Below are 20,061 nucleotides of genomic sequence, written 5' to 3'. Positions count from 1 at the left end.
CGAATCCCGTGACCCAGGCCAGGGCGCCGCGCGCCGACGCGGTCCGCAACCGCAAGAAGATCCTCGAAGCGGGCGGGGAGCAGATCACCCGGCACGGGCCCGAGGTCGGGATGGACGAGATCGCCGCCGCGGCGGGCGTGGCCGTGGGGACCCTGTACCGGCACTTCCCCACCAAGACGGACCTGGTCGCGGCCGTCGTCGCCGAGTACGTCTCCCATGTCGCCGAGGACGCCCAGACCGCGCTCGCGCGCGTCGGCGCCGGCGCGCGCGCCGTGGACGAGCTGGCCGCGTTCCTCGGCCGCGTCGTCGAGGTGTCCGTGACCGACCGCGCCGTCAAGGCCGCCGCCCAGGCCTTGGGCGCCGAGCCCGGCGACCGGGCCGACGAGGACCGCGCGGGGGCGGCTGTCGCCGCTCTCATCCGCGCCGGTCAGGCCGACGGCGACATCCACCCCGACGTCACCGTCAACGACATCTACCTGCTGTTCTCCACCGCCCCCACCGACCGGCCCGCCGCCGACCGTGTCCGCTGGCTCACCCTCGTCGTTCCGGGACTGACCACCTTGGCCCGGCCCGAGGGTGACTGAGGCGCGGCCGTCAGCACGTCAGTACGACCGAGGCGCGGCCGTCAGTAGACGAGTGCCTGGACGCCGTCCGCCATGATCTCGCTGACGAAGACCTGCGCGCCCGCGATCCGCACCCCGTCCAGCACGTCCTGCTCCGTGATGTCCCGCCGGGCCGCGCACTGCGTGCACAGCGTGATCCGGCCCGCCGCCTGGATCGACTCGATCAGGTCGGGCAGCGGCGCGGCGTGCGGCAGTTCGAACTCGGCGGCCCGTCCCGGCAGCGCGAACCACGCCGATTCGCCGGTCAGCCACAGCGACACCTCCACCCCGCTGGCCACGGCGACCGCCGCCACCGTGAAGGCCTGGGAGCAGCGCTCGGGGGCGTCGGTCCCTGCGGTCACTTTGATCACGAGCTTCTTGGCGTTCTGCGCGGATTGCATGTGCCGAATCGTAATCCGCCGCCCTACAACCTCCCCGTGGCCTGGCGGGTCGGATCTGTGCGCGGGTAACGGAACCCGCGCTTCAGGTCTCGTGGGGGGACTCTTTTGGAAGCGCAGCAAGATCCGGAGCCGACCGATGCTTCGGAGACGCAGCCGCCGCCTCCGGCGGCCTTACCGGCCCGAAGACGCGGCCGTACGGCACTGCTGATCGCCGTGGCGGCCGTGCTCGGCATCGTCGGCGGCACGACCACGGGGTACGCGATCCAGGCCGACCGCCCACCGACGCCCCTGCCGCCGCTCGCCCAGCAGGGGCTCGGGTATCCGGCGAAACCCCTGCCGGCGGGGGAGGAGGCGGAGCCGCTCTCCGCCGAGGAGGACCACCAGGTCAGGACGGACGGCGATCTGCGCGAGCTGCTGATCCCCAGGCCCGCCGGGGTGCGGGAGATCGCGCCGGACTGGCTCGACAACGGCTGGGTGCCGCTCAGGTCCTACGCCCACTACTTCGACGGCGGCGGCTATTCGTTCTCCTCGATGCTGGAGAACGGCACCCGCCGGATCGCGGGCATGGCCTGGGAAGAGAGCGGCGGCCGGCAGGGAAACCTCGTCCTGGTCCAGTACCGTCCGAGCATCAACGCGCAGGGTCCGGCCGAGCTGGACATGCTGCCCCTGGGAATGATCACGCGATCCGGTAACGCCGGCGATCCCGTCAAGGGCACGGCCAAAGGCCGCTACTACGTCTACGACGCCGATTACGCGGTCGATCGTCCGCGGTTCCAGGCGTACGCCGCCGCCCATCGGGGCGATGTGCTCATCAAGATCAACCTTTTCGACAGCGAGCCGATCAGCAAGAAGGACATCCGGACACTGATCGAGCGCCAGTTGGAGCGCCTGTGAACGACCACCGCACCCACCGGTTCCTCGGAACCGCGTTGCCCGCGCTCCTCGTCGCCGGTGCCCTCGCCGGCGGGTCCGTGTTCGTCGGAGCCGTCGTCGACGGCGCGGACCGGAGCGCTCCCACCACGGTCTGGGCGGAGAGCCAGGCCAAGCCGCCCAAGGACCCGGCCGGGGACATCGGCAGAGGCCGCGCCGACACCGACCTGACCAGGAAGCTGCTGCCGGTGCCGCCGGGCTACCTGCTCGGACCCGACATGGGCGAATACGGCAACGACACCGAGCTGACCGGCAAGCAGGCGATCGAGCTGGTGAAGGCCGCCGGCGCCGATTACTCCGCCGCCGTACGCCAGCAGGTGTACAAGGAGATCGACAGGATGGGGATCGAAGGGCTCGCGCTCCGCTCGTACCGCTTGAAGGGTGGGAACGGGCAGGGTTCCCTCACCGCCGACGTGTCCCTGGTCGCTTTCCAGGACCGCGCGGCCGCGCGGTCCTGGTACGAGGTGGCGTCCCAGCGGCCCGGAGCGAGCAAGGGGCCGGTGATAGAGGGCGGCAAGCACTCCGCATGCTTCCTGGAGCCCGGGAGCGACGTGGACGGTATCGAGTCGGTGACCTGCGTGGCGTACGAGGGTGAGACCGCCGTCACGGTGGCCGCGGAGGGCATGAAGCCGTTCAACCGGTCCACCTTCACCGAGCTGGTGAAGGATCAGCTCGACCACCTCGCCTCCCCGGGGGAGTCCGTATGAGCGAGCAGACCGTCTCCCCGGCGGCGGACGAGTCCTCCCCGGCCTCCGCCCCCGTTCCGGCTCCCCGCCCGCCCCATCGCCTGCTGCGCGCGGTCGCCCGCTGGGCCCTCGCCGGGGCCGTGTTCGCCGGGCTCGGCAGCGGAGTCGCGTACGGCATCAGCGGGATGGAGCGCACCGACCTCCCCGGGCTCTCGACGCGCGGCGACGGGCGCTGGGACTACCCGGAGCTCTCGCTGCCCGCCCTGCCGGTCGGCACTCCGCGTCCCTTCAACCCGGAGAACGCCGGAGAGATCCACCACGCCGATCTCCGGGCGCTGCTGCTCCGGGCCCCTGCCGGTGCGACGCCCGACAAGAAGCTGACCGGCGGCTGGGTGAGCACGGAGCGGTACGTGTCCGAGTACGCCCCCGATCAGCGCGCCGCACTCTCGGTGCTGCTGGACGACTACGCCGTACGGCATGTCGCCGCCCGGGGCTGGACCATGCCGGACGGCACCGTCTCACGGGTCTATCTGCTGCGGTTCCCGTCGTCCGGTCTCGCGGCCGGCTTCAAGCACGACTCGGTGCTCGGGAACGGCGTGGGCACATCGTTGGCCGCCGCACCCGGCGCGGAACCGGACGCGTCGTGGCCGGACGGGGCGCCCGGCTCCGAGATGTTCGTGAGTACGGATGTGTACGTCGAGCCGGAGCCGTACGGCGCGAAGCAGGCCCGGCACGCGTATGTCGCCGGGGGTGACACCGTCGGGCTGATCGTCCACGAGAAGAAGGGTGGCGCCGCCGCCGTTCCCTTCCACCAGAGCGTGGTGCTCCAGAGCCAGCTTCTGGGCTGACCCCGGCCGGGCCCGGCGGCCCTTACACCCGTCGGCGCACCTCGTCGAGAGGGCCGGCGCCCCACCCATTAGGCTGGGGCCCGGCCCGTACCGCGTCATATCGTTCATCCGAGGAGCACCCCGTGCTTGAGGCTTTCTTCTCCGCCCTGCTGGTTCTTGTCTGTGTCGGCGTGCTCGCCTTCACCGGTCTGGCCGTGAAGAAGCTCTACCAGGGTCAGCGCTGATGATCGAGATCCCTTCCGACCTGCACCCGGACCTCGTTCCGCTCGTCTTCCTCCTCGGTGACTGGGAAGGCGTCGGCGTCTTCGACTTCCCCGGTGAGGAGAAGGCCAACTTCGGGCAGGAAGTCTCCTTCAGCCACGACGGCCGGGACTTCATCGAGTACGTGTCGCACACCTGGGCCCTCGACGCCGAGGGCAAGAAGGTCAGGCCGATCGAGTCCGAGTCCGGCTTCTGGCGCATCGACAAGGATCGCAAGGTCGAGGTCGTCATGGTGCGGGACCAGGGCGTCGTCGAGGTCTGGTACGGCGAGCTGGGGGACCAGAAGCCGCAGATCGACCTGGTGACCGACGCGGTGGCCCGTACAGCGGCCTCCGGTCCGTACAGCGGGGGCAAGCGGCTCTACGGGTACGTCAAGGGCGACCTGATGTGGGTGGGCGAGAAGTCCACCCCGGAGGTGCCGCTGCGCCCGTACATGTCGGCGCACCTGAAGAAGACCGTCAGCCCCGAGCAGGTCGCCGAGTGGGCCAAGGACCTTGGTGACCTCCCGGACGACGGCATCGCCTTCTTCAAGTAGTCCGCGACAAGTAGTTCGCGACAAGTAGGCCGCCACAGGAGGGCCGCCGTACGAAGTCGCGTCCGGGCCGCCGCCATGCCTGCCTACACTGGGGGCGTGGTGAGCACCGACTGGAAGAGCGATCTGCGGCAGCGCGGCTACCGGCTGACCCCTCAGCGCCAGCTTGTCCTCGAAGCCGTCGACTCCCTCGAACACGCGACGCCGGACGACATCCTCTGCGAGGTCCGCAGGACCGCCTCCGGCGTGAACATCTCCACGGTCTACCGGACGCTGGAGCTGCTGGAGGAGCTGGGCCTCGTCTCGCACGCCCACCTCGGGCACGGCGCTCCGACGTACCACCTGGCCGACCGGCACCATCACATACACCTGGTGTGCCGGGACTGCACGGAGGTGATCGAGGCGGACACCGAGGTCGCCGCCGAGTTCACGGCCAAGCTGCGCCGCGACTTCGGCTTCACCACCGACATGAAGCACTTCGCGATCTTCGGCCGCTGCCGGGAGTGCACGGCCCGTGCCGCGGACGGTGACGCCGCCGGGTGAGCCGGCGGCGCCCGGGTGAGTCGTAGGCTTCATGACTATGCAGCGACACTCGACCACCAGCCCCCTCCTCACCCTGCCCGGAGCCGTCGCGGCCGAAGGCCAGGACGAAGGCGTCGCCGCGCACTACGGCGATCTGTTCCGGGAACAACGCGCCCTCGCCGACGGCACCGGCTTCGTCGACCTCTCCCACCGCGGCGTCGTCACCGTCACCGGCGACGACCGGCTGAGCTGGCTGCACCTGCTGCTCACCCAGCACCTCACGGAGCTGCCCGTGGGCCGGGCCACGGAGGCGCTGATCCTCTCCGCGCACGGTCACGTCGAGCACGCCCTGTACCTCGTGGACGACGGCGCGACGGTCTGGGCGCACGTGGAGCCGGGGACGCGGGAAGCCCTGGTGGACTACCTGGAGTCGATGAAGTTCTTCTACCGGGTCGAGGTCGCGGACCGTACCGACGACTTCGCGGTGGTGCACCTCCCGGCCGGCTCCATCGCCGCTCCGCCGGAGGGCGCCGTCGTACGGGAGACCCCGTACGGCCGTGATCTCTTCCTGCCGCGCGGCGGGCTGACGGCGTACGCGGAGCAGCACGGTCCGCCGGCGGGGATCCTCGCGTACGAGGCGCTGCGCGTCGAGGCGCACCGGCCGCGGCTCGGCTTCGAGACCGACCACCGGACCATCCCGCACGAGGTGGGGTGGATCGGCGGCGCGGTCCACCTCGACAAGGGGTGCTACCGGGGCCAGGAGACCGTGGCGCGCGTCCAGAACCTGGGGAAGCCGCCGCGCCGGCTGGTCTTCCTGCACCTCGACGGCAGCGATGTCCACCTCCCGGGGCACGGCACGCCGGTGCGGCTCGCGGCGGACGGGGCCGAGGGGCGGCAGCTCGGCTTCGTCACCACCTCGGCCCGCCACCACGAGCTGGGGCCGATCGCGCTGGCCCTGGTCAAGCGCAATGTGCCGGTGGACGCGCCGCTGCTGGCGGGGGACACGGCGGCGGCGCAGGAGGTCGTGGTCGAGCCGTAGGCCGCCGGGCAGGTACGGGAAGGCCGCCCGGGGCGGTACGGGAAGCCCGCCGGGCCGGTCGTACGGCGGTGACGGGAGGCCTCAGAAGTCCAGCAGCACCGTGAACGGGCCGTGATTCGTGAGCGAGACGCGCATCTCCGCTCCGAACCGGCCCGTCTCCACCTTCGCCCCCAGCTCCCGCAGCCGCGCGACCACCGCGTCGACCAGCGGTTCGGCCACCGGACCCGGCGCCGCGGCGTTCCAGGTGGGGCGGCGGCCCTTCCGGGCGTCCCCGTAGAGAGTGAACTGCGAAATCACCAGGAGCGGGGCGTTCGCCTCCGAACAGGACTTCTCGCCCTCCAGCATCCGTATCGACCAGAGCTTGTCGGCGAGCCGCCGCGCCTGCTCCACCGTGTCCTCGTGGGTGACTCCCACCAGCACACACAGCCCCTCGCCGACGATCTCGCCGACGGTTTCCGTCCCGGACCCGGTCACGGCGACGACACTCGCGCCGTCGACCCTCTGTACCACTGCTCGCATACGGACCAACCTATCGGGGCCGAACGGGTGCGGAGCGCCCCCCTGCGCGGTGCCGGGAGTGGCACGATGCACAGAGGCGGTGCGCGGCAGGCACCCGTCGAGGGATGGGGGTCCCCAACGGTGTGCGGGACGGGTCTCCCCAGTGGAGTGAGGGGAAATACGCGCGATGAGCACATCGAGCACATCCGGCGCCGGACAGCCGAAGCAGCGGTCGAGGCCGCCCGGCCCCGCGCCGGCGACCCGTACGACCAGCGGGGTCGGCAGCGGTGGCCCCGTGGGCGGCGGACCCGTAGGGGGACGCGCGGGGGGCGGGCCTCCGGGAGGCGGGGAGGGGACGGCGGCGCTGCCCGCGCCGCGGCCGTACGACTTCAGCGTCCTGCTCCTGCCCGAACTGCGCGCGCTGCGCCGGGACTCGCACCGGGACGAGGGGGACCTCAGCTATCTGCGGCGGCTGTTGCAGGGCCGTATCGACATCCTGCGGGCCGAGTTGGCGCGTCGTACGGCGCCGGAGACCCCGTTGCTCGACCGGCTCTCCGAGATCCTCACCGACGCCCCGTCGCGGCACCGCAGCTCCGCCCGGCACGTCACGCTCTCCACGCCGCGCAGCGCGGAGTACCGGGCGCTGGCCGCGGAGACGCTGGCGGAGGTGGAGCTGTCGGACCTGGAGGCGCGTACGGACGAGGAGCTGCACTCGGCGATGAGCCGGCTGGTGCGCAACGAGCGTCAGCTCTCGCGCCGCCGTCACCAGCTCCAGCGGACGGCGGACGATTGCAGCGCGGAGATCGCGCGCAGGTACCGTGAAGGCGAAGCACAAGTAGACGACCTGCTCATGTAGGCGGCCCGCTCATGCCGGCGCGATCCGTCCGTGCGTGGGCGGGGTCCGTCCTGCCCCTCCGGAAGGCCGAGGATGACCTCCACCACGCCCAGCAGCACGTCCACCGCGGTCGGTACGGGCCCCGGCATAGCCCGGGACGCGTCGTCGCCGGTACTCGCCGAGGTCGTACGGTCCGGCTTCGTCGAGGGACGCCACCGCGGCGCGCTGGTGCTGCTCGCGGCCGACGGTACGGTCGAGCTGGAGCTGGGCGATCCGGACGCGCCGGTCTTCCCGCGCTCCAGCAACAAGCCGATGCAGGCGGCGGCCGTGCTCCGGGCCGGGCTCGAACTCTCCGGGGAGCGGCTGGCGCTGGCCGCCGCGAGCCACTCCGGCGAGGGCTTCCACCTCGACCTCGTACGGACGATGCTCGCCGAGTACGGGCTGACCCCCGACGACCTCAAGACCCCGCCGGACCTGCCGCTCGATCCGGTGGAGGCGGAGTCGTACCTCGCCGCGGGCGGGGTGCGCGAGCGGATCACGATGAACTGCTCCGGCAAGCACACGGCCATGCTCGCCGTCTGCGCGCTCAACGGCTGGCCGACGGAGAACTACCTCGACCCCGCCCACCCGTTGCAGCAACTCGTGCTGACGGTGATCGAGGAGGCGGCCGGGGAACGCGTCGCCACGGTCGGTACGGACGGCTGCGGCGCCCCGCTGATGGCCCTCAGCCTCACCGGACTCGCCCGCTCCTTCCGGCACTTCGTCCTCGCGGCGCCGGAGACGGCCGAGGGGCGCGTCGCGGAGGCGATGCGCGCGCACCCCGAGTACGTGGCGGGCACGCGGCGCTCCGACACCTGGCTGATGCGGGAGGTGCCGGGGACGCTCTCCAAGATGGGCGCGGAGGCGGTCCAGGCGGTGGCGCTGGCGGACGGCCGCGCGCTCGCGTTCAAGATCGACGACGGCGGGGCGCGGGCGCTGGGCCCGGTGCTGGCGCGGGCGCTCCGGCTCCTGGGCGTCGAGGCGGAGGTGCTGGGCCGGATCGGCCGGGCGCCGCTGCTGGGCGGGGGCGCGGAGGTCGGGGCGGTCCGGGCGGCGTTCTGAGGCGTACGGTCCGGGCGGGCCGTTCCACGGCGTACGGTACGGGCGGCCCGTTCCGCGGCGGACTGTCCGGGCGGAGAGACGGATCGTACGGGCGGAAAACCGGGTGCGCCGGTGGGAGACCGCGCATACCGTGCCGACCATGAGCCTTGAGGTCCGTACCGTCACCGAAGCCGAGTTCCCCGACTGGAATCGCGCCCTGAACACCGGATTCCTGCGTCCGCCGGGCGACGCGGAGGAGATGGTGGCGTGGCGGCGCGGGGGCGCGGACCTCACGCGTACGCGCGGGGCGTTCGACGACGGGCGGTGCGTCGGGACCTTCCGTTCCTTCGCCCAGGAGCTGACGGTGCCCGGCGGCGCGGTGCTGTCCGCCGACGCGGTCTCGAACGTCACCGTCTCGCCCACCCACCGCAGGCGCGGGCTGCTCGGCCGGATGATGGGCGCCGATCTGGCGCAGGCGAAGGAGCGCGGGGACACCCTCGCCACGCTCATCGCCGCCGAGTACCCGATCTACGGGCGGTACGGCTTCGGGCCCGCCGCGTCGATCACGGAGTGGGCGGTCGACGTGGCGCGCTCGGGGCTCGACCCGCGCTGGGCCGGCCCCGGCGCCGAGGACGGCGGCGGCCGGATCGACCTGGTCGAGGGCGCGGACGTACGGAAGCTCGGCCCCGAGCTGCACGAGCGCTTCCGGGCGCGGCAGCCGGGCGCGGTCGGCCGGGACGAGCGCTGGTGGCTCCGGCAGACCGGGCAGGCGCCCGACATCCCCGGACACGCCTGGGTGGAGCCCTTCCACGCCGTGTACCGCTCGGCGTCGGGCGAGGTGGAGGGCCTGGCCACCTACGCGTCGGACGACAACTGGGGCGACGCCAAGCAGCCGCTGAACACCGCGTCCGTACGGGATCTGATCGCGCTGACCCCGGCGGCCGAGCGCGCGCTGTGGCGGTTCGTCTGCTCGGTCGACTGGATCACGACGGTACGGACGGGCTACCGCGCGCCGGACGACCTGCTGCCGCACTTCCTGCCGGACCCGCGCGCGGCGCGCGTCGTGACGCAGGCGGACTACCTGTGGGTGCGGATCCTCGACGCCGTACGGGCCCTGGAGGCGCGTACGTACGCCGTTCCCGGCACGCTGGTGCTGGAGATCCACGACGCGGCGGGGCTGGCGGGCGGCCGTTTCCGGCTGGACGCCTCGCCGGAGGGCGCGAGCTGCGCGCCCACGACGGAGGCGGCCGGACTGGCCCTGGACGTGCGGGAGCTGGGCGCGCTGTACCTGGGCGACGCGTCGGCGCTGCGGCTCGCGGCGCTCGGGACGGTGACGGAGGAGCGGCCGGGGGCGGCGGCGGTGGCGGAGACGCTGTTCCGTACGGGGCGGCGGCCCTGGTGCCCGGACGTCTTCTGATCCTGATCCGTGCAGGGTCAGCCGTGGCCGAGCCGCGTGACGAGGAGGGCCAGGACCGCGGCGCCGATCCCCGCGCAGGTGGCGTTCCTGGCCTTGACGCCGAAGGTGAGCAGGAGAAGCGCGACGGTCCCCGCGGTGCCGAAGCGCCAGTGCACGAGCTGGTCGAGCCCGATGCCGAAGGCTGTGGTGAGGAGCGCGGACACAGGCATGGCGGTCACTCCTTTACGGCGGGTGGGACGAGCAGGAGTCGAGTTGGCTGCCAACTCGACGCCAACTAATGAAGTTGTCCCGCCAAGTTGCGATCCGTAAACAAGTTCACTGTTACAACTGCCGAGAGATGGCAGGAAGTTGTAACGTAGGGTCGTGACCTCGGAACAGGCTGCTGTGAACGGCACCGGAAAGCCCACGCCGGAGGATGTGGCGGAGGCCCTGCGTGCCCGTATCGAATCGGGTGACCTCGGAGCGGGTCAGGCCCTGCCCACGCAGAAGAACCTGGTGGCCGAGTTCGGCGTGCAGCGCGGGGTGATCCGGCAGGCCCTGCGGCGCCTCCAGGAGGACGGGCTGCTCACCGAGGTCACCCGCGGCGCCCCGCCCCGTATCGCCGACCGCGCCGCCACTGAGCGCGCCGCCGCCGAACGGGCCGCCGCCCGGCGGGGAGCGGGGGCGGGCGGGGACGAGACGCCGCAGGAGACGATGGTCGCGCTGCGCCCGCGCATCATGGCCGCCTTCGAGGCCGAGCACGTACGGATAGACGCCCTCTGCCTGACGGCGGAGTCGCTGAGCGCGGCCCTGGGCGAGCAGCGCCTGCGCGTCCGGGACCGGGCGGCCCTGTCGGCGGAGGCCGGGGCCGGGGCAGGCGTCGGCGCCGGCGCCGGGGCGCGGGGTGCGGGCGCGCTGCCCGCCACGGTGACGGTCCGGGTGCTGCTGCCCAACCGCGACATCGACCTGGCGTTCCCGCGCTCCGTCGCCGCCACCGGCACGCACCCGGACGAGAGCGACCTCGTCCACCAGCGCTGGCTCCAGCAGCGCAACGCGCACGGCACGGTCCTGAGCGACCATCTGATGGGGATGCGCTCGGCGGGCATCGACGTCGACGTACGGTTCAAGGCGCTGCCCTTCACGCCGCCGGTGAAGCTGTACGTGCTCAACGGCAGCGAGGCGCTGTTCGCTTACTACAAGGTCACCGTGCGCGAGACGGAGATCCACCGGACGTCCGTCGAGATGTACGACGCGCTCGGGGACCGGTCACCGCTGTTCTCGTTCGGGTCGGGGGAGCTGCGGGCGCAGCGCGACAACGCGTTCGTGGCGGAGTCGGGGGCCTGGTTCGACGCGCTCTGGGAGACGATCGCGACGGACCTCGCGCTGGGATGACCCGTGTCGTACGGGTGTGGTTCGGGGCAGGATGTGGGGCGGACGGTCCGAAGTCCTGACGTCCCGGGCGCCCGAAGGCCCGCAGGCTCGAAAGCCCGAGGGCCCGAAAGCCCGAACTTCTGACGTCCCGAGAACCCGAAGAACGGAGCGACGTGACCGACTCGTACGCGGCCGACTCCCGCGCGGCCGGCTCCCGCGCGACCGGCGGGGCGGGCCGGCTCGGTGCGCCCGCCCCGGCCCCGGCTCCGTCCCTGGCCCCGGCGCCGGTGCGCTGCGTGCTCTTCGACTTCGACGGTCCCGTCTGCGCGCTCTTCCGCAACCACCCGGCGCCGGGCGTGGCCGCCCGCCTGCTCGCGGCGCTCCCCGAGGAGGTCCGGCGCGCGGTGGGGACGGCGGACGGCGCGCCGGTCACCGACCCGCAGGCCGTGCTGCGCGGGGTGGGCGAGCTGGCCCCGGGCGGCGCGCGGGTGGCGGAGCTGGAGGCGTGGCTGACGGAGGAGGAGATACGGGCGACCGAGTCGGCCGTACCGACCAGGAACGCGGCGGAGCTGATACGGGCGCTGAGTGACGCCGGGGTGGCCCTGGCCATCACCACGAACAACTCGCCGAGGGCCGTGCGGCGCTACCTCGAACGGACCGGCCTCACCCGTTGCTTCGGCGGCCACGTCTACGGACGTCGGCACGACCCGAGGCTGCTCAAGCCGCATCCGGACTGCCTGGAACGCGCGCTCAAGTGGACGGGCGTACCCGCGGGCGAGTCGGTGATGATCGGTGACGCGGAGGCCGACCTCCGCGCGGCCCAGCAGCTCGGCGTCCGTTTCCTCGGGTACGCGACGAGGGAGACGAAGAGCGACGTGCTGTACGGGGCGGGGGCGCGGGTGGTGATGGACGAACTTCCGGACAACTTGACGAAGTTGGCAGCCAAAGTCCGCCAAGTCCACCAAGCCCGCCACCTTTGATGTCATAGTCGCTGCGCGACGTCGTCGGTGGGCGACGTCGGCGGGCGGGTGTCGGTGCGCGGGCGACCGCTGATCCGAGTTGGTGAAGAAGGCGCCGACTTGCCCGCACAGCGGCCACCGGAGAGGTAGCTTCCGCAGGACAGCTCCACACACGCCAGACACACCGCATAGGTCACGCGCACCGCATACGTCACACACACCCCACAGACGTCACGTAGTTCAGAGGCATCACCCGTACCGAGGGCATAAGGCACAGTGCACAGGGCAATGACAGTCGGCAGGGCATCCCGCAGGGCATCCGCGGCGGGATCCGACATGCGCAGGCGAGCGGGTGAGCTGAGCCGCGACGGCCAGGGGGTCACCGGCCCCCTGAACGGCTACCACCACGAGACGTACGCCTTTCCGCTGCCCGCCACGAACGAGCTCAGTGCCCGCTTCGAGCGCGCCAAGCTCCGTGCGCCCCGCCCCGGGCTGCTCTGGTTCGACCGGCGCTGTTTCGCCTCCGAGGACCTGTTGCTCACCGCGCTCCAGGGCCGGGTGGCACGCATCCCGGAGATCATCAGGGTGGATGACGGCGTGTACCTCCAGGGCTTCATCGAGGGCCGGACCCTCGACGCCCGCCAGGTGCCGGGACACCAGGTCTCCGGCCGTGGGCTCTCCCGGCGCCATGCCGCCCAACTCCGGGAGTTCTTCCACCAGCTGGTCTCGATCGACCCGAAGGAGCTGGCGGAGCACAGGGTCACGCGGATCTGCGCCCCGGACGACTGGACGGCCGAGGGGGACTCGGCGGCGTTCCTGGACCGGCTGATCCGGTTCACCGAGGAGCAGGTCCACCTGGGCCACGGCGAGCCCTACCGGACGCTCTTCGCGGAACTCGGCGTCGGCGCCGACGCCCTCGGCCGGCTGCGGAAGCGCACCGTGGAGCTGCACTCGCGCCCCTTCGCGCTCCTCCACTGCGATCTGCACCGGAAGAACCTGATCGTCGACCGGGGCGGTGACCTCTGGGTCATCGACTGGGAACTCGCCATGATCGGCGATCCGCTCTACGACCTGGCGACCCACCTCCACCTGATGGGCTATCCGCGACAGGAGGAGGCGCGCGTCAAGGAACTGTGGGTCGCGGCGGTGGAGGAGGCGCGCGCCGGCAGCTCGTACGGCTGGGAGGAGGACCTGCCGCTGCTCCTCGCGTACAAGCGGGTGCAGTCCGTCTTCACCGACATCATCCGTACGGCGCTGCTGCTCGGCCCCGACGCGGAGTCGAACTGGCGGGTGCTGCCCCGGGTGGCGTGGCGGATCCAGCGCGTACTGGCGGCGGCGGAGCGTGAGTTGTACGGGGCGGACGCGGCGCCGACGGTACGGCAGGTGATGACCGCCTACCGGAACTGGTTCCGTACGACGCGCGAGACCGCGACCGGGGGCGACGAGGCGACCCAGGGCGACGAGGCGAGCGGGGCGGGTCGGTAGGGAGGCGGTTCGGTAGCGAGGCGGGTCGACTGGGAGGGGACGCCCTCACGAGGTCCGCGCCCGGAACAGCACGCCCGACAGCCCCAGCGCGACGGCCAGGATCCCCGCGCTCCAGGCCAGCGCGACCCACGGCGCCGATCCCACCGGCAGCCCCAGCAGCAGGCCGCGCAGCGACTCGATCACCGGCGTGACCGGCTGGTGGTCCGCGAAGCCGTGCAGCCAGGACGGCATCGTCTCGATGGGCACGAAGGCGCTGCTCGGGTAGGGCAGGAACAGCGCGAAGAAGGTGAACCCGGACGCCGCCTCGGGGGACTTGGCGAGCAGCCCCACCGCCGCCGAGAGCCAGGACATCGCGGTGATGAAGACGATCAGGATGCCCGCGGCGGCGAGCGCGGCGGCCGGCCCCGCCGAGGGACGGAAGCCGATCAGCAGGGCGACGCCGAGGACGAGCGCGGTCGAGACGAGGTTACGGACGACGCTCGCCGCGACATGCCCGGCGAGGATCGGCGCACCGCCGACGTCGAGGGAGCGGAAGCGGTCGATGATGCCGCCCTTCATGTCCTCGCTGACGCTGACGGCGGTGCCGGCCGAACCGGAGCCCGCGCAGAGGATCAGGACGCCGGGGACGACGTACGTGACGTACTCCGTACCGGTGTTGATGGCGCCGCCGAAGAAGTAGACGAAGACGAGCATCAGCATCACCGGCAGCATCATCGAGGTGATGACGGCGTCCGTGTTGCGGCGGCTGAGGCGCAGGCCGCGCCCGGCCATCGTGCCGGCCATGGTGACGGAGTGTGTCAGGGCGTCAGACACGTGCGGACTCCTTCGGGTGGGGGTCGGAGTGGGCGGACGAGCGGGTGAGGGAGAGGAAGACGTCGTCGAGGGTGGTGCTGTGGAGGGCGAAGCGCGCCACCTCCGTACCGTCCGGGTCGATCTCGTCCAGCAGGGCGCGCACGTGGGCGGCGCTGCCGTCGGTCGGCAGGCCGAGGGTGAGTGACCCGGGGGCGTGGTGCACGGCCCGGTCCGCGAGGCGCAGATAGGCGTCGGGGCTGGTGAGGACGAGGTCGAGCCGGTGGCCGGAGACCAGGCTCTTCAGCTCGTCCACGGTGCCCTCGGCGGCGATCATGCCCCGGTCCATGACCGCGATACGGTCCGCGAGCCGGTCGGCCTCCTCCAGGTACTGGGTGGTGAGGAAGATGGTGGACCCCTGCGTGGCGAGGTCCCGTACGACCTGCCACAACTCCTGGCGGCTGCGCGGGTCGAGGCCGGTCGTCGGCTCGTCGAGGAAGACGACCTCGGGCGTGCCGACCAGCCCGGCGGCGAGGTCGAGCCTGCGCCGCATGCCGCCGGAGTACGTGGCGGCGAGGCGGTGGCCGGAGCCGGCCAGGTCGAACCGGTCGAGGAGTTCGGCGGCGCGGCGCCGGGCGGCGGCCCGGGAGAGTCCGCCGAGGCGGGCCATCATGCGGAGGTTCTCGGCGCCGGTCTGCTTCTCGTCGACGGCGGCGAACTGCCCGGTCAGGCTGATGGCCCCGCGCACGCGGCGCCGGTCGGCGACGACGTCGTACCCGGCGACGCGGGCGGTGCCGCGGTCGGGGGCGGTGAGGGTGGTGAGGATCCGTACGGCGGTGGTCTTGCCGGCGCCGTTGGGCCCGAGGAGGGCGAAGACGGTGCCGGGCTCGACACGGAGGTCGATACCGCGGAGGACGGGGACGGGCGCTTTCCCCGCCCCCTTTCCCTTGCCTCTGTAGGACTTTTCGAGGCCGGTGGCTTCGACGGCCGGTTGTGAACGCAAGATCGTTCCCCCTTCGGGTCTCTGATGCGTATGGCATACGCATTACTGTGTAAGGGTTACGCATTACTAGGATGGGCGTCAAGCGGCGGGGAGCGGCGGAAGAGAGGTGCGGCGATGACGGGCAACGCGAACAGCGCGGCCGGGGGCGGCGGTACGGGGCATGCGGCGGCTCCCGGCCCTCCGGGATCTCCGGCGGCTCCGGGACCTCCGGGTCCTTCCGGCTCTCCGGGCCCTTCGGCGCCTCCCGGGCTTCCCGCCAGCGTCGAGGCGGCATGGGGGCTGCGCGACCGCCCGTCCAAGGGGCCGAAGCCCGGCCTCACCCTGGCGCGCATCGTCGACGCGGCGGTCGGCCTCGCGGCGGCGGAAGGGCTGGCCGCGGTCTCGATGGGGCGGGTCGCCAAGGAACTCGGCGTCTCCACGATGTCGCTGTACCGGTACGTCGCCGCCAAGAACGAGCTGTACATCCTCATGATGGAAGTGGCGCTCGGCGCGCCGCCCCCGCCACCGGACCGGGCCGTCGGCTGGCGCGAGGCGCTGACGCTCTGGGCGCGGGCCCAGCGGGCGGCGTTCCACCGGAACCTGTGGTCGCTGCGTCTCCCGATCTCGGGCCCGCCCAGCACGCCGAACATGGTGGCGTGGTGGGAGCGGGGGATGGTGGCGCTGGACGGCACGGGTCTGGACGACGGCACCAGGCTCTCGGTGATCCTGCTGGTCAGCGGCTACGTACGGAACGAGGCGCTGCTGATGGCGGATCTGGACGCGGCGGTCGAGGCGAGCGGCGCCACGCCCCGGCAGGTGATGGAGGGGTACGAGAACACCCTCCGCCGGCTGGCCGACCCGGCGCGCTATCCGTCGGTCGCCCGCCTGATGGCCGAGGGAGGGCTCGGTGAGGCCGGATCCGGCGGGGAGGAGGAGTCGGACGCCGAGTTCACCTTCGGCCTGGACTGTCTCCTGGACGGGGTCGAGGCGCTGATCCGGCGAAGGGGGTGAGCGGGCGGGCGGGGTACGTGCGCACCAGGCCGTATGCCCCGCCGTCCCGGCGCCGGGCGCTGCGTAGGCTTCACCGTCATGAACGGCGACGACGACAACGAGGTCCTCGACCCCGACCCGGCCTCCCACCCGGCCCCCCACGTCTCTTCCCCCGCCGAGGTCGGCCTGCGTGAGCGCAAGAGGCAGCGCCGCTACCAGGACATCTCGGAGGCCGCGATCGCGCTCTTCCTCGCGAAGGGCTTCGACCGGGTCTCGGTCGCGGAGGTCGCCGCCGCGGTCGAGATCTCCAAGCCGACCCTCTTCCGGTACTTCCCGGCCAAGGAGGACCTGGCGCTGTACCGGTTCGCCGACCACGAGGACGAGGCCGCGCGCGTGGTCGCGGGCCGGCCCGGCGGCGTACGCCCGCTGGAGGCGCTGCGCCTGCACTTCCTGGCCGGACTCGACCGGCGCGACCCGGTGACCGGCCTCAACGACCACGAGGGCGTGCTCGCGTACCACCGGCTGCTGTACGGGACGCCGAGCCTGGTGGCCCGGTTGTACGGATACCAGCGGCGCTCCGAGGAGGCGCTGGCCGCCGCCCTCGGAAGCGGGATCGAGGGGGCGCTCGGCGCCGGGCAGATCATCGCCGTGCAGCGCATCCTCGCGCAGGAGAACTGGCGGCGGATCGCGGCGGGCGAACCGGCCGGGGCGGTCCATCCGGACGCGGTCGCGGCGGCGGAGCTGGCCTTCGAGCGGCTGCGCCACGGGCTCGTGCTCTGGTGACCGCATTTTTGATTTACTGAGTAACGTTATTTACCTGGTCACGCTATTCTCGATGGAATGACGGTATCCGAGGCGGCACCTGAGCCGGCACCCGAGACGGCATCCGAAGCGGTATCCGAGGCACTCGATGAGGAACGGACCTACCACCAGGCCTGCCGCGCCGCCCTGGCCGGCATGGTGGACGACGCGCACGAACAGATCGTCACCGGCGAGAACGCCTTCGCGTCCGGTGCGGACGCCGAAGTCCTCGGCCGCCATCTGCGCAGCTACGCCAAGGAGTTGCGGCAGGCGCCGGACGGCCCGCTGTTCTTCGGCCGGCTCGACTTCACCGAGGGCCCGGCGGCCGGCGACCACAGCGGGCAGAGCTACCACATCGGCCGCCGCCGGGTCACCGAACACCCCGCGGCCCCGCCCCTCGTGGTCGACTGGCGCGCACCCGTGTCGCGCGCCTTCTACCGCGCGAGCGCCGCCGACCCGCAGGGCGTGGCCGTACGCCGCAGGTTCGGGTGGGCGCCCTGGAGCAAGGGGGAGCCGGAGGATTTGACCGGCCTGGAGGACGAGCCTCTGGGGCCGGGGCTGGGGCAGGAGGTGGGGGCGGCGGCCGGTCCTGCCGCGAGCGCCCTCCTCACCGGTGAGATCGAGCGTCCCCGTATCGGGCCCATGCGTGACATCGCCGCCACCATCCAGCCCGAGCAGGACGAACTCGTACGCTCCGAACTCGGCCGCTCCCTCTGCGTACAGGGCGCCCCCGGCACCGGCAAGACCGCCGTCGGTCTGCACCGTGCCGCGTACCTCCTCTACACCTACCCGCGGCGGCTGCGGCGCGGCGGGCTGCTGGTGCTCGGGCCCAACCGCACCTTCCTCTCCTACATCTCCGAAGTCCTGCCCGGCCTCGGCGAGCTGGGTGTCCGCCAGTCGACGGTCGGCGAGGAGATCGCGCGCCATCCGGTGCGTGTCCAGGACCCGGAGGAGACCGCGGCCGTCAAGCACGACGCCCGTATGGCGGAGGTGCTGCGCCGCGCGCTGTACGGACGCGTCGCGACGCCCGACGGCACCGCCGACCTCGAACCGCTCACCGTGCCGGACGGTTCGTACCGCTGGCGCGTCGGGCCCGGCGAACTGGCCCGTATCGTCGCGGAGGTACGGGCCGAGGCGCCCCCGTACGCCATCGGCCGGGAGCGCGTGCGCAGCCGCGCCGTACGGGCCCTCCAGCTCCGGGCGGAGCGGCGGGCGGGGCCGCAGTCGGCGCTGTGGGTACGGCGGTTGAGCACTTCGCGCCCGGTCACCGCGTATCTGGACTCGGTCTGGCCCAAGGTGAGTCCCGAGGAGGTGCTGGCCGGGGTGCTGGCCGATCCGGCGGCGCCGGCGGACGGCATCCTCACCGCCGAGGAGCAGCGGGCGCTCCGCCGCGCCGGGATGCGCGTCCCCTCGGGGCCGCGGGCGGCGCGGTCGCTGCGCTGGTCCGCGGCCGATCTGGTGCTGCTGGACGAACTCGCCGGGCTGATCGAACACCCCGAGGGGTACGGGCATGTCGTCATCGACGAGGCGCAGGACCTCTCGCCGATGGAGTGCCGGGCGATCGCGCGCCGGGTGTCCTTCGGTTCGCTGACGGTGCTGGGGGATCTCGCGCAGGGCACCACCCCGTGGGCGGCCCGCTCCTGGCCCGCGCTGCTCGCCCATCTCGGCCGTCCCGACGCGGTTGTGACGCCGCTGACCACCGGATTCCGGGTGCCCGGCGCGGTCGTGGAACTCGCCAACCGGCTGCTCGCCTCGCTCGACGTGGACGTACCGCCGGCGCGTTCCCTGCGGGGCGCGGGGGAGCTGACGATCATCGGGCCGGGCGCGCCGGGTGGCCTGGACGGGCCGGATGACGGGCCCGGCGGCCTGGACGCGGCGGTGGTCGGCGCCGTACGCCGGGCGCTCGCCCGCGAGGGTTCGATCGGCGTGATCGCGGCCGGGGCCGAGGCGGAGCGGCTCCGTACCGTACTCGCCGGGGCGGGGGTGGCCACCGCGACGGCGGACGACCTCGGCGCGACGGCGGCGCGGGTGACGGTGCTGCCCGCGACGGCCGCGAAGGGGCTGGAGTACGACCATGTCGTCCTGGTCGAACCGGCGGCCGTCATGGCGGCCGAGGCGCGCGGGGCGCACCGGCTGTACGTGGCGCTCACCCGCGCGGTCTCCCGCCTGGACATCGTCCACAGCCGCCCGCTCCCGGGGGAGTTGACGCCTCCGGGCCGCTGACGGACGGCGTTGGGGCAGGGGCGGAAGCGGAACGGAGGCCCTGGGCTGTACGTTGCTCTCGGCGAAGTGGGGAGCCTTATCCGTATGCGGTCGTACAGCGATATTCCGTCCATGTCCAGATGAACCGGAACCAGGTGTTCCGGGCGCACCAGCGAGGCCACTTTCATGAAGCTTCTGCACATCGACTCCAGCATCTCGGGCGCCGACTCGGCCAGCCGCCAGATCTCGGCGGCCGTCGTCGCCCGCTTCAGGGCCGAACACCCCGGCCTTGAGGTCACGTACCGCGATGTCGCCGCCGAACCGCTGCCGCACCACTCGGAGGCCGTCCAGAAGCTCAAGCTGGCGTCCATGGCGCGGGAGGCGTCCATGGACGCGGTTGTCGCGGCCGGTACGGACATCGACGCGGGTGCCCGCGCCCTGGGCGAACTGAGCAGACTCGACGAGGCGTTGGGGGAGTTCCTGGCCGCGGACGTCGTCGTGATCGGTGCCCCGATGTACAACTTCGGCATCCCCAGCCAGCTCAAGTCGTGGATCGACGCCCTGCCGGTCTCGGGCAAGACCTTCCGCTACACCTCACAGGGCCCCGAGGGGCTGGCGGGCGACAAGCGCATCATCGTCGCCTCCTCGCGCGGCGGCGAGTACGTGGCGGACACCCCGACGGGGGGCTTCGACCATCAGGAGACCTATCTCAGCAGCTTTTTCGGCTTCCTCGGGGTGCTGAACCTCGAATTCGTCCGCGCCGAGGGCATCAACTACGGCCCCGAACGGCGCAAGCGCGCGATCGAGGCGGCGCTCGCCGAGGCCGTCACGCTCAAGGCGGTCTGAGTCTCA

General features: G+C 72.4%; 22 protein-coding genes. 17 read left to right on the top strand and 5 right to left on the bottom strand.

Annotation, left to right across the window (positions count from 1 at the left end):
- Positions 1–8: 8 nt before the first annotated feature.
- Entirely contained in the window at positions 9–584 is a 576-nt protein-coding gene (locus ACFTZC_RS30455; RefSeq protein WP_382895118.1) for a TetR/AcrR family transcriptional regulator, read from the top strand.
- Positions 585–625: 41 nt separating this feature from the next.
- Here ACFTZC_RS30455 and ACFTZC_RS30450 read toward each other — a convergent pair whose 3' ends face one another.
- Complete coding sequence (locus ACFTZC_RS30450; RefSeq protein ID WP_382895116.1) at positions 626–1,003, bottom strand: DsrE family protein; 378 nt, start codon at positions 1,001–1,003, stop codon at positions 626–628.
- Between the two features lie 105 nt (positions 1,004–1,108).
- Here ACFTZC_RS30450 and ACFTZC_RS30445 point away from each other — a divergent pair, with 105 nt between their 5' ends.
- The 6 genes from ACFTZC_RS30445 to ACFTZC_RS30420 all read left to right on the top strand — a co-directional run bounded on the left by ACFTZC_RS30445 (position 1,109) and on the right by ACFTZC_RS30420 (position 5,821).
- Complete coding sequence (locus tag ACFTZC_RS30445) at positions 1,109–1,897, top strand: hypothetical protein (protein ID WP_382895115.1); 789 nt, start codon at positions 1,109–1,111, stop codon at positions 1,895–1,897.
- Positions 1,894–2,640 carry a hypothetical protein gene (locus tag ACFTZC_RS30440; protein ID WP_382895113.1) on the top strand — a complete coding sequence of 249 codons (747 nt, stop codon included), beginning with the start codon at positions 1,894–1,896 and terminating at the stop codon, positions 2,638–2,640. The genes ACFTZC_RS30445 and ACFTZC_RS30440 overlap by 4 nt, the downstream gene beginning before the upstream one ends.
- A complete protein-coding gene (locus tag ACFTZC_RS30435; protein WP_382895111.1) occupies positions 2,637–3,467 on the top strand; it encodes a hypothetical protein in 831 nt (276 codons plus the stop codon). Before ACFTZC_RS30440 ends, ACFTZC_RS30435 begins: the two co-directional genes overlap by 4 nt.
- Before the next feature lie 223 nt (positions 3,468–3,690).
- The gene (locus ACFTZC_RS30430; RefSeq protein WP_365813655.1) at positions 3,691–4,263 is read left to right on the top strand and encodes an FABP family protein; all 573 of its coding nucleotides are present in this window, start codon (positions 3,691–3,693) and stop codon (positions 4,261–4,263) included.
- A gap of 96 nt (positions 4,264–4,359) precedes the next feature.
- A complete protein-coding gene (locus ACFTZC_RS30425) occupies positions 4,360–4,803 on the top strand; it encodes a Fur family transcriptional regulator (protein WP_382895110.1) in 444 nt (147 codons plus the stop codon).
- A gap of 37 nt (positions 4,804–4,840) precedes the next feature.
- Positions 4,841–5,821 (top strand): YgfZ/GcvT domain-containing protein, encoded by a 981-nt coding sequence (locus tag ACFTZC_RS30420; RefSeq protein ID WP_382895220.1) that lies wholly within the window; start codon positions 4,841–4,843, stop codon positions 5,819–5,821.
- Between the two features lie 81 nt (positions 5,822–5,902).
- On the opposite strand, the gene dtd is transcribed toward ACFTZC_RS30420, so the two are convergent.
- Positions 5,903–6,340 carry a D-aminoacyl-tRNA deacylase gene (gene dtd, locus ACFTZC_RS30415; RefSeq protein ID WP_365813658.1) on the bottom strand — a complete coding sequence of 146 codons (438 nt, stop codon included), beginning with the start codon at positions 6,338–6,340 and terminating at the stop codon, positions 5,903–5,905.
- 166 nt (positions 6,341–6,506) lie between these two features.
- On the opposite strand from dtd, the gene ACFTZC_RS30410 reads away from it, so the two are divergent.
- The 3 genes from ACFTZC_RS30410 (at position 6,507) to ACFTZC_RS30400 (ending at position 9,651) form a co-directional block, all read left to right on the top strand.
- The gene (locus tag ACFTZC_RS30410; RefSeq protein ID WP_382895108.1) at positions 6,507–7,175 is read left to right on the top strand and encodes an ABC transporter substrate-binding protein; all 669 of its coding nucleotides are present in this window, start codon (positions 6,507–6,509) and stop codon (positions 7,173–7,175) included.
- A gap of 72 nt (positions 7,176–7,247) precedes the next feature.
- On the top strand, positions 7,248–8,255 hold the full coding sequence (locus tag ACFTZC_RS30405; protein ID WP_382895106.1) for an asparaginase: 1,008 nt from the start codon (positions 7,248–7,250) through the stop codon (positions 8,253–8,255).
- A 139-nt stretch (positions 8,256–8,394) separates the two neighbouring features.
- Positions 8,395–9,651 (top strand): GNAT family N-acetyltransferase, encoded by a 1,257-nt coding sequence (locus tag ACFTZC_RS30400; protein WP_382895105.1) that lies wholly within the window; start codon positions 8,395–8,397, stop codon positions 9,649–9,651.
- A 17-nt stretch (positions 9,652–9,668) separates the two neighbouring features.
- On the opposite strand, the gene ACFTZC_RS30395 is transcribed toward ACFTZC_RS30400, so the two are convergent.
- The gene (locus tag ACFTZC_RS30395; RefSeq protein WP_382895103.1) at positions 9,669–9,860 is read right to left on the bottom strand and encodes a hypothetical protein; all 192 of its coding nucleotides are present in this window, start codon (positions 9,858–9,860) and stop codon (positions 9,669–9,671) included.
- 154 nt (positions 9,861–10,014) lie between these two features.
- Here ACFTZC_RS30395 and ACFTZC_RS30390 point away from each other — a divergent pair, with 154 nt between their 5' ends.
- From ACFTZC_RS30390 to ACFTZC_RS30380, 3 genes are all read left to right on the top strand, one after another.
- Positions 10,015–11,022 carry a GntR family transcriptional regulator gene (locus ACFTZC_RS30390; RefSeq protein WP_382895101.1) on the top strand — a complete coding sequence of 336 codons (1,008 nt, stop codon included), beginning with the start codon at positions 10,015–10,017 and terminating at the stop codon, positions 11,020–11,022.
- A 152-nt stretch (positions 11,023–11,174) separates the two neighbouring features.
- Complete coding sequence (locus tag ACFTZC_RS30385) at positions 11,175–11,981, top strand: HAD family hydrolase (RefSeq protein WP_382895099.1); 807 nt, start codon at positions 11,175–11,177, stop codon at positions 11,979–11,981.
- 315 nt (positions 11,982–12,296) lie between these two features.
- Positions 12,297–13,445 carry a phosphotransferase gene (locus tag ACFTZC_RS30380; protein WP_382895098.1) on the top strand — a complete coding sequence of 383 codons (1,149 nt, stop codon included), beginning with the start codon at positions 12,297–12,299 and terminating at the stop codon, positions 13,443–13,445.
- Between the two features lie 45 nt (positions 13,446–13,490).
- On the opposite strand, the gene ACFTZC_RS30375 is transcribed toward ACFTZC_RS30380, so the two are convergent.
- Together ACFTZC_RS30375 and ACFTZC_RS30370 are read right to left on the bottom strand one after the other, a co-directional pair.
- Positions 13,491–14,228: an ABC transporter permease gene (locus tag ACFTZC_RS30375; RefSeq protein WP_382895218.1), complete on the bottom strand. Its 738-nt coding sequence runs from the start codon at positions 14,226–14,228 to the stop codon at positions 13,491–13,493.
- 22 nt (positions 14,229–14,250) lie between these two features.
- On the bottom strand, positions 14,251–15,237 hold the full coding sequence (locus ACFTZC_RS30370) for an ATP-binding cassette domain-containing protein (protein ID WP_382895096.1): 987 nt from the start codon (positions 15,235–15,237) through the stop codon (positions 14,251–14,253).
- 279 nt (positions 15,238–15,516) lie between these two features.
- On the opposite strand from ACFTZC_RS30370, the gene ACFTZC_RS30365 reads away from it, so the two are divergent.
- From ACFTZC_RS30365 to ACFTZC_RS30350, 4 genes are all read left to right on the top strand, one after another.
- Positions 15,517–16,227: a TetR/AcrR family transcriptional regulator gene (locus ACFTZC_RS30365; protein ID WP_382895216.1), complete on the top strand. Its 711-nt coding sequence runs from the start codon at positions 15,517–15,519 to the stop codon at positions 16,225–16,227.
- 78 nt (positions 16,228–16,305) lie between these two features.
- A complete protein-coding gene (locus ACFTZC_RS30360; protein ID WP_382895094.1) occupies positions 16,306–16,989 on the top strand; it encodes a TetR/AcrR family transcriptional regulator in 684 nt (227 codons plus the stop codon).
- Positions 16,990–17,046: 57 nt separating this feature from the next.
- Complete coding sequence (locus tag ACFTZC_RS30355) at positions 17,047–19,230, top strand: HelD family protein (protein WP_382895092.1); 2,184 nt, start codon at positions 17,047–17,049, stop codon at positions 19,228–19,230.
- Between the two features lie 165 nt (positions 19,231–19,395).
- A complete protein-coding gene (locus tag ACFTZC_RS30350; protein WP_382895090.1) occupies positions 19,396–20,055 on the top strand; it encodes an FMN-dependent NADH-azoreductase in 660 nt (219 codons plus the stop codon).
- The last annotated feature ends 6 nt before the right edge of the window (positions 20,056–20,061 follow it).

The sequence above is a fragment of the Streptomyces sp. NPDC056987 genome, from assembly GCF_042673865.1.
GTDB lineage: Bacteria > Actinomycetota > Actinomycetes > Streptomycetales > Streptomycetaceae > Streptomyces.
Note: the sequence above shows the minus strand (reverse complement) of the source record. Positions and strands in the feature narration are given on the sequence as shown.

Coding starts and splice junctions, on each gene's coding strand:
- ACFTZC_RS30355 (WP_382895092.1), top strand. CDS start 17,047: ATGACGGTATCCGAGGCGGCACCTGAGCCGGCACCCGAGACGGCATCC.
- ACFTZC_RS30375 (WP_382895218.1), bottom strand. CDS start 14,228: ATGGCCGGCACGATGGCCGGGCGCGGCCTGCGCCTCAGCCGCCGCAAC.
- ACFTZC_RS30360 (WP_382895094.1), top strand. CDS start 16,306: ATGAACGGCGACGACGACAACGAGGTCCTCGACCCCGACCCGGCCTCC.
- ACFTZC_RS30430 (WP_365813655.1), top strand. CDS start 3,691: ATGATCGAGATCCCTTCCGACCTGCACCCGGACCTCGTTCCGCTCGTC.
- dtd (WP_365813658.1), bottom strand. CDS start 6,340: ATGCGAGCAGTGGTACAGAGGGTCGACGGCGCGAGTGTCGTCGCCGTG.
- ACFTZC_RS30350 (WP_382895090.1), top strand. CDS start 19,396: ATGAAGCTTCTGCACATCGACTCCAGCATCTCGGGCGCCGACTCGGCC.
- ACFTZC_RS30380 (WP_382895098.1), top strand. CDS start 12,297: ATGCGCAGGCGAGCGGGTGAGCTGAGCCGCGACGGCCAGGGGGTCACC.
- ACFTZC_RS30400 (WP_382895105.1), top strand. CDS start 8,395: ATGAGCCTTGAGGTCCGTACCGTCACCGAAGCCGAGTTCCCCGACTGG.
- ACFTZC_RS30420 (WP_382895220.1), top strand. CDS start 4,841: ATGCAGCGACACTCGACCACCAGCCCCCTCCTCACCCTGCCCGGAGCC.
- ACFTZC_RS30450 (WP_382895116.1), bottom strand. CDS start 1,003: ATGCAATCCGCGCAGAACGCCAAGAAGCTCGTGATCAAAGTGACCGCA.
- ACFTZC_RS30395 (WP_382895103.1), bottom strand. CDS start 9,860: ATGCCTGTGTCCGCGCTCCTCACCACAGCCTTCGGCATCGGGCTCGAC.
- ACFTZC_RS30410 (WP_382895108.1), top strand. CDS start 6,507: ATGAGCACATCGAGCACATCCGGCGCCGGACAGCCGAAGCAGCGGTCG.
- ACFTZC_RS30435 (WP_382895111.1), top strand. CDS start 2,637: ATGAGCGAGCAGACCGTCTCCCCGGCGGCGGACGAGTCCTCCCCGGCC.
- ACFTZC_RS30405 (WP_382895106.1), top strand. CDS start 7,248: ATGACCTCCACCACGCCCAGCAGCACGTCCACCGCGGTCGGTACGGGC.